The organism is Bacillus sp. OV166 (assembly GCF_900177675.1).
Classification (GTDB): Bacteria; Bacillota; Bacilli; order Bacillales; family Cytobacillaceae; genus Neobacillus.
In genome coordinates this window covers 422,357-438,426 of sequence record NZ_FXWM01000001.1, presented here as the reverse complement: position 1 = coordinate 438,426, position 16,070 = coordinate 422,357, and the positions used below count along the sequence as shown (strand labels likewise).

Annotated in this window: 10 protein-coding genes; 1 reads left to right on the top strand and 9 read right to left on the bottom strand. The window is 33.6% G+C overall.

The genetic code is table 11. The features are described from left to right. Nucleotides 1-168: 168 nt before the first annotated feature. The 4 genes from CCK98_RS02260 to CCK98_RS02245 all read right to left on the bottom strand — a co-directional run bounded on the left by CCK98_RS02260 (nt 169) and on the right by CCK98_RS02245 (nt 7,904). Nucleotides 169-2,013 (bottom strand): DUF2357 domain-containing protein, encoded by a 1,845-nt coding sequence (locus tag CCK98_RS02260; RefSeq protein WP_088085105.1) that lies wholly within the window; start codon nt 2,011-2,013, stop codon nt 169-171. Then, nucleotides 1,997-4,003, bottom strand: a complete 2,007-nt coding sequence (locus tag CCK98_RS02255) for an McrB family protein (protein ID WP_088085104.1) — start codon at nt 4,001-4,003, stop codon at nt 1,997-1,999. The genes CCK98_RS02260 and CCK98_RS02255 overlap by 17 nt, the downstream gene beginning before the upstream one ends. Next, a complete protein-coding gene (locus CCK98_RS02250) occupies nt 4,000-5,097 on the bottom strand; it encodes a hypothetical protein (RefSeq protein ID WP_088085103.1) in 1,098 nt (365 codons plus the stop codon). The genes CCK98_RS02255 and CCK98_RS02250 overlap by 4 nt, the downstream gene beginning before the upstream one ends. A 413-nt stretch (nt 5,098-5,510) precedes the next feature. Then, the gene (locus CCK98_RS02245; RefSeq protein ID WP_088085102.1) at nt 5,511-7,904 is read right to left on the bottom strand and encodes a hypothetical protein; all 2,394 of its coding nucleotides are present in this window, start codon (nt 7,902-7,904) and stop codon (nt 5,511-5,513) included. Nucleotides 7,905-8,151: 247 nt separating this feature from the next. Here CCK98_RS02245 and CCK98_RS02240 point away from each other — a divergent pair, with 247 nt between their 5' ends. Then, complete coding sequence (locus CCK98_RS02240) at nt 8,152-9,237, top strand: DNA sulfur modification protein DndB (protein ID WP_088085101.1); 1,086 nt, start codon at nt 8,152-8,154, stop codon at nt 9,235-9,237. A gap of 1,231 nt (nt 9,238-10,468) precedes the next feature. Here CCK98_RS02240 and CCK98_RS02235 read toward each other — a convergent pair. From CCK98_RS02235 to CCK98_RS02215, 5 genes are all read right to left on the bottom strand, one after another. Continuing rightward, the gene (locus tag CCK98_RS02235) at nt 10,469-11,449 is read right to left on the bottom strand and encodes a hypothetical protein (protein WP_088085100.1); all 981 of its coding nucleotides are present in this window, start codon (nt 11,447-11,449) and stop codon (nt 10,469-10,471) included. Next, nucleotides 11,442-13,613 (bottom strand): AAA family ATPase, encoded by a 2,172-nt coding sequence (locus tag CCK98_RS02230; protein ID WP_088085099.1) that lies wholly within the window; start codon nt 13,611-13,613, stop codon nt 11,442-11,444. Before CCK98_RS02230 ends, CCK98_RS02235 begins: the two co-directional genes overlap by 8 nt. Before the next feature lie 474 nt (nt 13,614-14,087). Continuing rightward, nucleotides 14,088-14,411, bottom strand: coding sequence for a hypothetical protein (locus CCK98_RS02225; RefSeq protein ID WP_088085098.1), 324 nt, complete (start codon nt 14,409-14,411; stop codon nt 14,088-14,090). A gap of 92 nt (nt 14,412-14,503) precedes the next feature. Further along, the gene (locus CCK98_RS02220) at nt 14,504-14,875 is read right to left on the bottom strand and encodes a hypothetical protein (RefSeq protein ID WP_088085097.1); all 372 of its coding nucleotides are present in this window, start codon (nt 14,873-14,875) and stop codon (nt 14,504-14,506) included. 27 nt (nt 14,876-14,902) lie between these two features. Beyond that, on the bottom strand, nt 14,903-15,913 hold the full coding sequence (locus CCK98_RS02215; RefSeq protein ID WP_088085096.1) for a hypothetical protein: 1,011 nt from the start codon (nt 15,911-15,913) through the stop codon (nt 14,903-14,905). Nucleotides 15,914-16,070 lie beyond the last annotated feature (157 nt).

The window sequence follows — 16,070 nt, the reverse complement described above, 5'->3', positions numbered from 1 at the left end:
TACATCTCACTTGAGCTGAACGGCTTGTCCTATCCATCTTTCGTTTTCCTTTAGGTTATGCGTTGCGTTCTCCATCCCCACTTTTGGGTCGCTCTGGACAACACTACCGTAACAGGGTTACTCACCTAATGATCTATTTTATTCTTAAAAACGCGCTCAAATTGAGTTCTATTCAAATATACTTAAAGCATCCGATAAAACCTTTTCCAACTTACTAAAGTCCTCCCTTGGGCTGTAAGGGATTCTAGTCAACCAGTCATCAACTTTTACTCTGCCGCTTGTCTCTTCTTGGAAGTTAGGGTACATAACCCACACTTGTTGAACTGGTTCCCACATCAAAGAAGATCGCTTTTCTGTAACCTTAAAATCACTTTTTTGGTTAACGAAAGGACTATCAAATTTCTTATAATGTAATAATTGTTGATAAACCTTACGATCATTAACATAACTTAACACCGATCCAATTGCTTGTGCGGGCCTATATTTAAAGTCAATGACAAAACTAGCTTTATACATGTCATCCACATATACATCGATTCGAGCATCAGGACGATTATTAGGAAATTCGGTATAAAGTGGATTATAGTATGTTGTGTCTTTTTTGTATTTCGGTATTGGTTTATCGTAAACAAGATTCAGAAATTGGTTTTTATCTGGATGTACAAATTTAATTGTCGTCCCTTCTTGTAAAAAAGGGACAACCCAATTTTCTCTTAATTCACTATTGCCATATATCCATCCTTTTATTGGGACAAAACCAACCGTTTTGGTCTGTAGAGCTTTGATTAAACGTATAAATCCCCACATTTCATAAATAAGATCTGTCCTTTTCCAAAAAAAGGCATAATTTGAATCTAGCTTGATCTGCTTCTTTAGATTTTTCAACTCAAGATATAACTGAAAAAGGTTACGATACCTAACATCTAAGTATAGGCTGGGTGTATTTGATGTATGAACCAAAACTTCTTTTACCCAGTCACTCTTTAGAAAAAGGGTACAGCTATTTACGATTTTTTTCATGGTTTTAACTTGAAAAAGTAATTCATCCAATTGAAGTGTTTGTCGTTTAACAATATTGTCATTTTGGTTGCGCCCTTGATAGTAATGGAAATTTCCCCTGTCAGGTACTAGCATAGATTCCCTTCCCTTTTCAACATAAGGAATTATACTATTTAAATAATCGATTGCATTTTTACCAATCTTCAAAAAGAACTGAACAGCTTTGATGATTACTTGGTTCTCAGGTAAATCATGCGTAATTAAGCGTTTGGGTACATACATCCGCTCTTGTGTATCTGGATGCTTTAAGCGATGTTTAATTGTCTCCTGATCAATAATACGAACCTTGGATGGCTCTTCCATATGATAAATTTTAGCAATTTTAGATCTTGGGGAATTCTTTATTTCTTCAATAAGGCCCATTAGTTTACCCGAATCTTGCATCAGTCTTAGTATTTGGTTTGCCACAGAAACATCATTATCCGGATTGACTTTATCTAGTGATGCTGATTCATGTTTAATAAGATCGTGTGCCAGATTCTCTATCATTTCTTCAACTTCGGCTCTCAAGTCATTTAAGTCTTTTTTTGATAACTGCTTCGGTTCAACATTTAGATAAGCATAATAAACTTTATTTCCTATCCGTACATGTATGCGGTAACTACCCGGAACAAAAGGGTAATGACTGATATTATTTTCATGGTCATATTTGTTTTGGAATAGTGTAATCCTTTCATTTGATTCTGAAATAAATATATTTCCGCTTTCGTCTTCTTCACATATACTACTCTGATAATAATCAAGTGTATCCATATATAATCTAGCCCCAACGCCACCAGCATCAAAATCCATGAGGATATCTTTGTTTTCAGTTATAGAGATCATGTTTGTTTCATTCAGATCCCCAAAAAATATATCTTCTTGGAAAAAACTTGTAGCATCTATTTGTCTATATGTTGGAGTTCCATAGCCACCCATTTTTTCATGTAAAATGATCTTAAAGGGTGTGTCCATACACGCTTAACTCCTTCGCTAATGAACTTACTTTCAATCGAGATTCTGTGAAGTCAGATAATAACGTATTCTTATTAAACATTTCTATGAGCTGGCTATTACGAGGCTCTTTTGAAGATTGATCATATATACCAATTAAGTTAGTCAATTGTTCTTCACTACCTCGGACCTTAGTTAACACACGTTGTAAAACTTGTAGATCGAAGGCGATCTTTCTTGTTAGCTTTCCGGTTTCTGGTAAGCACTGTAAGTATCTATCTATTTGTCTAACTATACGAAAACCAATCCCCAATTTATCATTACTTTCTTTTAAGGCTCTATGTAAATCCCATAAGAAACTAATTTCGTTTTCAGTCACAAAAAAATTGTTATCCCCAAAGCTATCTGGCCTTGTCCCGAAGTAATCATTCTTCTTATAGATAGCGGTTTCAATTCCATCTGTGGCTTTATAATTTAATGCATCTCTATAAACTTCACTGAAATCTCTTAATTTTAAATGTATTACGTTTGCCCTATCCAAAACCTTGTCTGAAAATTGATAAGTAGATTCATCTAAATTGACAGTACCAACAAACAAAACATTCGAGCCAATTTTCACTGCACTTTTGTACTGGTGGCTGTTATAGAGTTTACCTTCGTATTCTTTATTATAAAGAAAAATTTTTCGTTCATTCTCGTCATTTTCCAACACCGAAAGGAATTGAGAAAAATAATGCTCAACTCGAGCCAAGTTCATCTCATCAAAGCAAACAATAAACATATCATCCGGCTTATCCTGTGCTTCCTTTAGAAAGTCGATTAATCCTGAGTCTCCTGGTCGATAAATATTATTTAAAACGTCCAAATAGCCAAGCAAATCACTATCATCTTGCCAAAAAGGCCTAACTGGTATTTTTAAGAGTCTTCCATTTTCTTTTAACCCCAGTGCCTCACCGTAACAATCTACAATTTTCGATTTACCTGTGCCACTCATTCCAGCTAATATAACCATATTTCCTGTTTTCATAGCTGTATGGAAATTGTAAAGATCGAGATCATCAAAATATAGACCTTTACTTTCCGCACTCTCTTTAAAGCGCTCCATAATTTTTTGTTCCATTTGCATAGCTGGATTTTGTTCTTTTTCTTTTTCAACTACAACCTTCACTTTGCTCGACTCACTTTTTAATAACACTGTTACTTCTTCTTTTTGTTTCTCATGTGTCTTCATTTTCTCACGAATCTTATCAGATGAAATAGTATTAATAAAGTAACATGTGAGTTTAGTTATGTTATCAGACTCTTCATCCCCCAAATTATTATAATTATTATATAAGAAATCATCGTCATTCATCTTAAATTTATCAACATGGTCAGCAAATATAAATGATGTTCCATTGTCATCGCGTTTAATTTTATTTATCGGGCCATATGCAAATACATCATCCTCAGTATCATGAATAATGATGTATGGGGGTACATAATCGCTTTCGAAAAAACCTTCATCAAAATAACGATTTTCAATCACCCCTCTTAAGTCGGAAATAGTTGCTCCTCTTTTTAATTGATCAATAAAGCTATCCACAGAAGATACCTTAAAATAAGGAATTGTATCATAACGTTCTTCCACATTGTAAGGCTCATTTCGTTTCTTTATTGAACTACTAATTAAATTATAATAAAGATCTCTTTTTTCAAGCTTAAAAATAACGAGCGACTTACTTAAATCTGATTGTATTAGCTTTCTTTTCTCTATTTTTGACAACTTAGCATATGCTGGATTTGTTTCACTATTATATTGTGGTCTAATACGTGATTCCAATCCTGTTATAATATTGCTAGTATGGGCTAGGTCCACTTTTTCAGGTATTTCCGATAAGATCTTAATATTTACTTTGAATCGAGTTTGATTATCAAAGATAGGGTCTTGTTGACTAGGCATCTCTGATTGCGTTGCAAGTCTCCCAATATAGTAATTACCTATTGTATATGTTTCGTTCGTTTTAATCATAATGCAAATTCCTCACTTTTCTGTTTCTTATTCATTTCACCATAGTATGTTTTCTTAACCCAGTCGATCTTCTGTGCATGTTCATTTTTTTCAAGTTGTCTCTTTTCTCGCACCGATAATTTATCAACCACATACCAATATTCGTCATAAGAATCATTAAAATCATAATTCGAATAATCTCCATCAAAATATGAAAATTTATATTTCTCGTTCTGTCTTGTCGTCGTGAAAGGTAAATCGCCAAAAACAAGTACATTCACGGATGAGGCTTTCTTGAATGACTCTTTTAGTTCCAGAGTAATATGTTCAGGTATTCTTTGGACCTCTTCTTGTAATTGTTTTTTCTCGACCTCGAGCATGGAGACCTGCTTCTGTTTAATATCTAAATTAAGTTCTTGGTTTTCTTTTTCTGTTGTAAGTACAAGGATTTCATTCTTGTGTTCGTCTATTTGTTTCATTAAAATTTTAAGTTCCTTATCATATTCTTTAATTATTTCTTTTTGTTGATCTAACAGTTCCTTATTTTTTTTTTCTACTTCTTGCAGGGTTGCTTTTTGCTTTTCAATTTTATCAATTAAATTCTTGTTCTTTTTGGTTAAGTTATAGTTTTCCTTCTTTGCTAATTCTAATTTTTCTCTTAAATCCTTACTAATGTCCTCATTTACTTCTTCCTTAACCATTTCATCCTGTATATTTTCTATTATCTCATTTGCTTTTTGTAAATTATTTTTCAGAACAAAAAACATAAGAACATAAATATAGCCATTTTCTTCGATGACTTCTTTAAAATTTTCAATCGGCATATCCATTAATTCATCAAAATATTCGAGCTTTTTTTCATCCTCCATATCCTCTAATAGCTCTGGAACAATATGTTTGCCAAAATAAACAGATATCGCGTTTTTAATTTTTATTTGCGTACAGTTTTTTTCTAATAATTTTAAGGCAACCTTCCATTGACTCTCATTTGTAAGTAATCTTGGTTGCATATTCCCAATCTTTAGATCTTTCTCTTTAATAAATTCCTTTTTTTGATCGTTACTTAAATAATTAATGAGATATTTCCAGACGTTTGAAAAATCATTTTTTTTCATTTACATGTACTCCCTTCATTTAATAATCCTCTTATCTAGTCTTCATATAAAAAATTTTATTTTCCTACTTTTGTCACACTACTAATTGTACAGCATGTTAACTATTAATTTCCAATTAATAAGAGATATACTAAATATCCAGCCTTTAAATAACGCAAATGATCACAACTCATGAAAATGTAGTTCTGAAGTACGAATGTCTTCAGGGGCTTTTTAAATTCCTTGTATAGCTACTTTAAAAATTCTTATCTCCAATAGAAATATCAATGGCGCCCAGGATTGGGCGCCAACCAAATATTTACTATAATTTAAATTGCTCCCCCATTTGCTCCAATATCCGCAATAAATCCCTCTCCACATTCTCAATGAGCAGGTTTCAATGGATGATTTTAGATAGGTTATATCAGTCTTAGTCAGTCTTCTACTCCGGCAATAGAATTCAACATATTTAATGTAGGAATAATAAACGGAGCATATGCCACACAGATCTTTTCAACATCTTCTACAGATTGAAATCCATTAGAATTCTCATCATCTTCTTTTACAAGAGAATACGCTGCTAGCCCTAACATCGTCATTCCATAGATGAACTTACTTTTAGTTAAGTCTTTCAAGCTTTGACGAGCAGAACTTACCTCTGATTTCAATACTGTGTTATCTGCATTGAACACAAAAGTTAAAGACTTAGTGCTATCAATAATCTTTAATACACGCTTAGCATTAAAATCATATTGTTCCCAGTCTTCCTTTGTAACAGTCGACATATTTGGCAGCTTTAATTTACTTTTAGATGGAGCATCTCCTGTACCACCAGTATTTCCCGTAGTGTTGCCACCACCTCCACCCCCGCCGGTTGATTCAGAAGGCTTAACGATTGTAAGCTCAAATACATTACTGAAAATTTCGTCTGCTGCATCACTCTTAACATCGAATCTACATTTTATTACATCATTTTCCTTATAGATACTTGGAAGATTAAATGATAGCGAAGCATTACCGTTTTTAAGCTTTAGTGAGTAATCTAATGAGATAAGATCCCATTCAGATTGTAATAAAAATAATTGGCTTTTCCAACCCGATCCTTCTCGCGTAAAAAGATCATTATTCGCATCTGTTTCGAATTTAATGCGAGATTTTTTTCCTTCTTGATTGTTTCCTTTAAAGACATGATCATCTTGCTGGCCATAAAATCTAAAGAAGGTTGGAGTCTCTTTTCCTACAAATTTTTCTGAGCCATTGCCTTCCTCGTCATTATTACCAGAACCTATACCCTCGTCATCAGGAATATCAATCCCTAAATCTAATAACTGGTTTAATACTTCTGTATTCTTAACGACTTTCTTTAAAGCATCTGCTAAAGGCTTATTATCAGCCATACTATTTTTAATCATCTCTTGAATACGAGCCTCATTTAATCGCTTAAGGCTTGCTTCATAAGCTAGATAATTTTCTAGCTCTTTCTTTACTTCTTCAGCAAAAGGCGATTCCACTAATCGGTCACGACTGTTCATGAACAATTTTTCAATTGCTGCATTAGTTAAATGAGAGCAATCAACAATTGTTAATGTATCATCTTTAATTTCATTTAGTTTAAGTCGCTTACGTGAATAAATAGCCTTATCTTGCATTGCATGAGTTTGCCCATTTAAAGAGAAAATGGCCCCTGTACCACGTAAAAATCTCGAAAGCGTTCCTCGTTTAAATACATAGGTAGAACAGCTCAAAGTTTCCCCATGTACTGTCATTGTAGTATGAGTTGGGAAACCTTCCTCTAAATCTCCTTGACGAGAATCAACAAAGTAGTCTAATAAACCATCTGCAAATACATTTTTAGATCCTTGTGCTCTAAATTCACGGAATTCACAAAAACGAACAGGTATCGTCATTTTTGGTAAACGCATTTTGATAGCATGACCTAAGCCATTATCTAAGAGAATACTAGTCTTATGAGAGCCGACTTCATAATCAAATAATTTAATGAATGTTCCATACTCTACTTCTGTACCACATAAAGTCGTTGCATTCGGCATAATTGGAAAAGTATCTGCATCAAATCCTAAAATAGACCCTTTCTTTGGTTTAATATCTGCCGCAATTGGCGCTAAATATTCCACTACCGAACTGCGCATATTACCAGTTGGGGGTGTACGTCTGATTACTGTAAATGCCCACTGTTTATCACGAGGATTTGTAGAATCGATTAAAGCTGGGTTTTTACGAGTAATGATAACTTGTAGCTCAGTAAACTTTGCTACGCCACTTCCTCCCATATTATGTTTTCCTTGAACAATCGGGATTCGGATCTTATTGCTTTTACCTAATGATAAAATAGTATCTGGTAAGCTATCAGGTGTTTGTCCTTCTCCACGGTCTGCAATTGTAACATTAGGATTATCAGGATGCTTAGCCCCTGTTAAAGAAATTGCAACTAATCGCGAAATATCTTCTTTAATTCTTTTTACATCAGAAGCAGTGCTATTGCATTCTTGAATATATTTCATAATATTTTCTTTAGTCTTAGCTGGATCTAGAATATTGTACAAGTCAATTCCCATCTCTTTACCAGCGTTCATTATGATGGCATCAAATGCATTGACAATTTTTTCTACAATGGAAGAAACCGGATGGCTTTGCTGATTCCCAATACTGGAGTAGTTATTTTCGGAGTCACCTAAATATCTCCATACGGTATCGTCGTCCCAATAGCCTTTCTTCACTAAGAAAGAAATGATTTCTTGAGTTCTATCGAAATTACAAACTACTTTTACCTCATTCAAAGTAAGATTTTTATCTTTTACAGTAATCATATTAATATACCTCCCAAGGTATGCCGAGCGGCTCATTTGTATTCATTAAACATCATGTTGCATGATTTGTCAAACTTTTTATGTAAAAAGATAATAAAATAAGATAATTTTATACAGCGGCTGAATAACCAAAAAACAATATCACTATTTACGAGCGGCTTATAAAAATTATCGAAAAAAATAAATATTATTGCAATAAGTCCATAATAATGATAAATTTAATACATAACTATTTAGAGGTGATAAAATGTCTGTATTAAACTCAATTAAAATTTCATTTAAAGGTTCAAAGGGGAATCAATTTGGAAGGGATACTTATGTAACAATGATTCCTTTCAATAAACTTGAAAGTTTCTTTAAGGTTTTCCCAGAAGTTCAACGAAAACTAAGTAAGCCACGCGTTAAAGCAATCGCGAAGTATATTTTAGATGGTATTGATAAAAAAAGAATGACATTTTTAAGTGCTATTACAGTAACGTGTAAAAATGAAATTGAATATAATGAAGAAGAAGCTACTATTGATGTCGATATTAGCACTGTTTTTTCTATCAACGATGGACAACATCGATCTGAAGCTATTAAATTGGCCATTACAATATTAAAAGAGGCTATCGAAAATTCAAGTAACCATAATGAAAGAGAAAAGCTTACAGAAAAGCTTAACATCTTAGAAAACATGACTATTCCAGTTGTAATTTTCACTAGAATTGATCAAAAAGGCGAACAACAACTATTCCACGATTTAAATCTATTAGCTGGTAAGCCTAACAAATCAATTGCATTAAACTTTGATTCAAGTGATTTATACAGTACATTAGCTAAAGATTTGGCTAAAAATAACGAGCAGTTATTAAGATTAAAAATCGAAACTGAAAAAACTCAAATTCGTGGCAATAACAATCTAATCATGGTTCTTTCTACATTAAGAAACATGTTATGCTATATCATTACAGGTGCAAATAAGGATAATGATAGCAAATTAAACATCGAAACTTATAATGATTACCACAATACACTTGATGAAACCCTCAATTTACTATTCGAAGTATTACCAGAAGATGCTTCTAATCGTGAAAAGTACATTATCGGTACAGCGGCTACGTTACAAGGGATTGGTAAATACTTAAACGAAGTGATTTATAATCAAAATAACCTTGATTGGCAAAGTGAAATTAAAAAGTTAGGCACTATCGATTGGTCTCATAGTAGTTCAGCATGGGAAGGTTATGGGGGTAGCTATATTCCTGAGAAAAATAAGTTTGTATTTACTGGTACTAGTGCTGGTATTAATGGTGTATATGATGCTTTAAAAAACGCCTTGAATAAGCAATAGAAAATGAGCCGCTCATTTAATAATGAGCGGCTCATTTTTTATTTAATTATATATTTTTAAAATATGCAAATTTTGTTTGAATAAAATAAATTGAGCGGCTCAATCTTTTTTAACTTATAAGACTTTCTCACCTTTGATCCACTTTAATTATTACATAGTTACCCTAAATACAACCGTTTTTCTGCTGAAATTGGTCCCATTATCCGCTTCGAACCAATGGATTTTATAGAGTGTTTATAAAAGGCATATTGAGAGAAAAAGAATAAATTAATTATTTCAGTCTTGATATTGATTTGTTCAAAAGGAAAAGCGGTATAGGAATTATATAGGAAACTTTAATAAAAAGGATATGAAATGTATAAAGAAGTCTTAGATCACAGGCTAATCAAGTCTGTGCTTAAAGTTATTCAAAAAAACTCTCGACCATGTTACTATTGGGAGAAAAAAGTGAGTTAATAATAGAATAAGAGTAGTTTGAGATACGCAATTACAAAAAAAGAAAGAAATTAAGACGTTTCTACGAATAGCAAAAATAGAATTATCTTTCCGTGACTATTTACTGATTCATCTTTTAATTTTTACAGGTGCACGCAAAGGGGAAATGATGATATTAATTTTAAAGAAAGAGCTATAAGATTTACTAAAACATTGTTCATGGTGCTCCGATTCGTTTAGCGAATTTAACTGAATATTTTAATTAAGATAAAGGCTTTCATAAAATCTCTTTTACGTTTTCGGCATACACCCTCTTCGCTTTTACTTAAAGCTGGTGCCAGTATAAAAGAAGTTCAGGAGCGGTTAGGACACTCTGTATTCAAACATCGATGCTACACACACATAACATATTTCTAAAAGAACACACAGCTCAAAAATCCCAGTGGTATATCGACTTATAATATGTGATCAGAAATTTTTCGTGGTGAAACTGTGGTCAAAAAAAAAGACCCCCAATCAAATTTTGGTTGGGAGCCTTTGAATACACCAAAATTAACGTTTTGAGAAATGATGTTCACGACGAGCCGCACCTTTAAATACCGAACTTCTTACGCCCTTTCATTTGCATATTTAACAAGAAGAATTAGGTACAATATCATCTCATAAAAAGCTGATTTAAAAAGCTTTATTTTTATCCTTTAAAAGGGCAATAACCTCATAATATGTTTCGATGTCAAAAAATTCATTTGTTACCTTTAATTAAAATGGGTAGCATATTCGTTAAATACCTTTTGAACTATCGTACCAAAGTGCCTTCTGTTGTATCACTCTCCAGACCACTTTCAGTTAAAAATCGTCCAATTATTTGTTTGGCCATTTGAGAATATGTTTTCTCTGGTAGCATAAAGCTTTTAAGTTCTCCCATTTCAAAACTTAACTGCTCTTCAAACTCTGGATCGTCAGGATAACGCAATAAATTCTTCCATGCAGATTTTACACTTTTTATCTGAGCCTTAATATTGACTGTTACCTTTTCACGCTCCATCGATAGAGAGAGACGATCTAATCCGTAAACTTTAATAGAAATATCACCTTTCATGCTCTCTTTTCCCTCATTTATTGTAGGTCGGATAACTCCTTCATCGGTAAATTCAATATGATCTTCTGGGTTATCCTTGCAAGGATTCAATAGTAAAGGGAATTCATCATTAATTAAGTAAGTGTGTCGTGTAGCTCTTTTGCTATCTTCTTCAAGAGGAAATAAATTCCCCTTCCCCCTTAAAACCTTACCATTATTGAAAGTATCTTGATAAGATACACGATTACAATGAATACAAGAAGGGAACAAATTATCCCAATCCCAAGCCAACCAATAATATCCCGAAAGTCTTCTGCTATCACCTCGGTATTGTTGAACACTACCTTTTGGGCGAAAATGCTCTACATCCATTGGATGTACATGTTCATAGGTCGATTCACAATAAGCGCATTTCTTATGAAACATATCGTTTAATTTTTGTTTGACATCATCAAGATTATAATTTTTGAATTTGAAGGTTTTTCTCTTTTTATTCTCTTCATAATAAACATCTGGGATTCCTATCCCTTCAGTATCTTTTCCCTCGGGGTCTACCGGTCCTTGTATTGCCTCTGAACCTCTCTCGAGACTTTCAAAGTATGCTATAAAATTATTGATAGCCCTTTCAAGTTGTCCTCCTTGTCCAATTTCATTTTCCAGGGAAGAAGGTACTGTTGGCCACCTTTCTATTTTAATCATCCAGATCACCCGCGACAGAATTTTTCCATATTTCTGTAATCCTAGTGAAAACTTTTTGTTTTAAAGATTTTTCTTTTAGTTCAGTGACCGACAAATGTTGAGTATTTGCCAAATATTCATCAATCACTTCATACATCAACTGTTCCCTTCTGCCTGTCCCCATGTACTTTAATCCCTTTAATTGACTTTTAATGTCTTTAACTCGATTATTTTCATCAACTGAACGTTTTCTCTTTGCAAGCAAGGCATAGTATTCAAGGAATAACTGTTCCGTATCTTTATCCATTGTACTGCTTAATCCAAAAAATTCGGACGTTAATAGTTGATCGGTCCTTAGGCCTTCAGGGGAGGGTAACTCATCAAACTGTACTTGAACTCCATCACCTTTTCGTTCTAACACCATGATTTCTCCTTTGTTTAGCCCTCTTAAACATAAAGGATCATGGGTAGTTGTTATAAATTGAACGTGTTTAAAAAGCTCCTTTAATTGGCTTACAATACTCATTTTCCAACGGGGATGTAAATGAACGTCGATTTCATCCAGTAATACAATTCCTCTTGCCAAATTACTGTCAGGCTGGCCCATTTTATGAAAAATATCTATCACTAAAGTGAAAATACTACGATAGCCTGAACTCAAAGAATCAAAAGAAATTTCATCATCTGTTCGGTGGAGGTTTTGAAAAACAAGATGCATTTCTACCGGAATAAGTAAAAAGTCATTATCCTTCTGATTCTGTAAAGGTGCCATAGAACGAATACAGCGAACAGCTCCTGAAAATAACTCTCTATCTTCGTGGTAACATTGTATTAACCATTCATTCATATTTATTAAAGGTGTAAAATGATCAAAAAGATTTCGAACCTTCTGAATACGGCTGAATTTTATATTTGAAGGTAACCTTACTGGTCCATATCCTAGAACCTCCATCGGAAAAGGCTTATCCGCGCTGCCGCTCCATGATCCGTCACTGTTAAAAATTAACTCCCTTTCATAAAGAGGTTCACCAGTAAACACCAAGCGTATTGAACCTGAGGTTTTTCCATAATCGACTAATGACTCTGCAGTTATGGAATAACTTTTTTTTCGTCCCTTTTTACCTACCAAATTCATGGCTATCAATTTTAACAAAGTACTTTTCCCTGTAGCATTCTCTCCCAAGATCATTAGCCAATTTTTTTCTTCATTTTCATTTAACTCTACCTCAAAGTCTTTTAAACCTTTTAAATTTTTTACAATTATTTTATTAATAGTTCTATACTTACTTTCATGTTTAACAGTAATCTTTTTTTCCTCTTGTTGACTACTAGTGAAAAAATTATCCCAACCAATCTTATGCTCATTCGTAAAATCTAAGATAACCTTATTTTCAAATAGAATGTTTTTAGCAAAAGCTAATTGACACCCCCGATAAGGGGTATTTGGGGATTTCAACATTGTAAGAATTTGGTCAAATTCCTCTTTTATTTCAGCTAACTCCATAATACCTTTATTAAATGCTTTAATCCTTAAAACTAACCTAAAAATAGATTTTTCAAGGTATGCAAGGTCCTGGGAACGCATTTCGACTAACCCCGGGCGATTCAGTTCCAATATTTTAATTGTCTCTTCACCCCGATGAGTCAGTGCCATAGCCCTAGGGCCATTAAATGAAATATGTTCCTGAGGGTTATCAAAACATGGATCAATTAGTAAATAACTTTCTAATTTACGTGTCTGTTCTAATGAAGATAGGTAAGGTGCCCTCTTTCCATCTACAGGGAATAGATTATTTTTCGCCCTATTACAACCCTCACAACATAGATATAGATTTTGCCATTCAAAGGATAGCCACCCGTAATAAAGATGATTATATTTACCTTTTTCGACTACTCCGTTCTTAGGTCGAAATTCGCTAATGTCCCCAGAAGAAACCTGGTAAATTCGGGATTCACAGTAAGCACATTTACCATGAAATAATTCGCTTAAGGCATTTTTCACCTCATTATCTTTGTAAATATTATGTTGAACTTCTTTTAACTCTGGAATCGCACTTACTGGCTTTTGTTCAAGTATTTCAGGGTTACTTTTATAAAACAATTGTATTTTTTTACGAATTGTTTCAACCTTGTTCGTTTTGAATATTTCTGGTTCGGCAAATTGCCCTCTATCAACATAGATCATATATCTATAAATCCCTCCTAAACTGTTTACTCAATTTGCCTTAACCCCCAGGCTAAAAATACAACAAGTGAGCTTTTTCAATTTCCATGGCTATCAAGTAATTTTCCTTCAATTTGTTCCTGTCTTACAACTTACTAATTTTGTGTAATAAGTTAAACTGGTTTCTATCCGTAATACCGAACTCAATGTCCCCATTTAATGTCCTCCATAAGGATTTTGTAATTTTTATGGCGTGGGCGCTTCCTGCTACCTGTGCAAAAATCCCCCATGGATTTCAAACTAGTATTTACCACTTCAGCAAAAGTTAAAATTTCATATAAAACGAGCATATTATACTTTTTTCCTGGTCAAAAGACGCTCCTCACAAAAACAGCATCACTCCTCTTTCCATCCTTCTATAAATAGCACCAAAAAAAGCACCAAAAGGTGCTTTTTGCTAATTAAAACTTTCAGTGATTAAAACAGTAGGCATTTTTAAAACCCTAGGCCAAAAAAACGGGCAACTCCGGCTAAAGAGGCTGCAGTTCCAAGTGAACTTTTTAGAAATCCGATAACCGTTTGGGCCTTGGTAGTATCCTTGGTTTTATATGCTTCTTTCAATTGTTCAGCAAAAAATTGAGCCTGAGTTCTTTGAGTTTCATCATTAATTTGTGTTACGTCCTTTAATAGAGAAGCAAATGCTTGATCAAACTCTCCGCTTTTTTCTAATTTACTTTGCCTGACATTGTCACCTTGAAGGTTAATATTGTCACCAAATGTATTATTACTCATATCACCAATTTTTCTACTATTGTCCATAAGCACATCTCCTATCACAAGCTGTTCAATCTTTACACCAGCCGCTAGGAGTTCAACCACTTTAGTATCACGTGCAACGAGTAGGGGAACTCTTAAACTAGCGCTAGGTGTTTGTTTTTCTGTTTGTAATTTCTCTTTTTTTTTACGTAATCCCTATATTCAGGTAGGAAGTCAAAGGCAATCCAAACTCTATCTATATCAGGAGTATATTCTGTGTTACAAATATGACAATTTCTTGGTTCAGTGGGTAGAACTAGTGGGGATTCAACCGAAAAATCGCTATCTCCTTCTGGACATTCTACTTCATAGTAAACATTAAGCTTAGCACCTACTAATTTCAATAAGTATTCACTAACTGATTTTAGATCATTTATGCATGCTCTGTTACAAATGTAGTGTGGAGAAAAATGACTTTTGTTTTCATAGGCCATTTCTTCAAGAATGTCATCTAAAATGAATAGCACGGCTGTCACCTCACTTTCTTACTTTTATTATTTTATGTCTATTGCCAATTGTTCTTCGATATATTCACCTGTGTCGATTGATAGTGTTTCGTCAATTTCCACTTCACTCAGGTCATCATCACTATCTGATTCAGAAGGGTACCTAATTTGGATTATTTGGTCTAAGACATAGGTAATAACTTCTTCCCCAGCCTTTGACCGAATCCATAACCCTTCATCTGTTATACAGTAAGAAATGCTATCTTCATATCCAAAGCTATAAGAATATTCAAAGACTAGTGTTTTCTTTTTCATTGGTTGGTTACTAAATTCCTGTTTATACTGCTCGTCACTTTCAAGATCATCAATTTGGGTATGAGCAGTAACTTCCTTGGTTGCATAAGGCCCTTCGGTCATTTTATGTTTCGCAGCCCGTAATCTTGCTTTCAGTCTTGTTGCAAGTTCATTGGCTTGTTCTTCAGTAAGTTTTGTTGCTTTCTCCCATACAACATCACTTGGTGTTATACCCATTATATCAATTACCGAATCTCTAAACACTTTATTTTGTTCATGACTCGCACGAACCTCAACAGCAAAAGGAGAAAAATGAATTACAACATATTCTACTATTTGTGGACTTCTTGAAACTATTTGAAAATCTTCAAGATATCTTCTTGGTGTTCCAAGGAATGAAAATGCTAACACCAATTTTGTACCCTGATCATATGCACTTATTAATCTAGGGATTTTATCTAATACCGGACGAATACCAGTGGTGAAAATTGCAGGTGAAAACTTATTACTTAGCTTAGTTTTAAAATAATCTTTATTATGCCAATCTGGAGATATACCCTTCATAACAATATTTAGATTCACGGCAGTACTGCCAGCAAATTTAAACTCATTTGCCAAGTCATTTCCTGTTCTGATATCTTGCTCAGCAATCGCGGAAGCCATATCTTCAGTGGAATTTAATTTCGAGTCAATTCCCTTGTTTTTTACTACCTTTTTTAAGGCTCCTGAAGGTACTTCCATTACTAAGACATCTTTTAAATTCACCCAAAACCCTCCCCATGGTAATTATCTCTAAATTCGACAATATTCCATATTACAGAATCTGTCAACAAGATTTTATTACTAAAGGTATGAGAGTTATATTCGCTTTGAATTCTAATTTTCCTTCCTATTATATACTTAATAATGGAATTTTTATGAA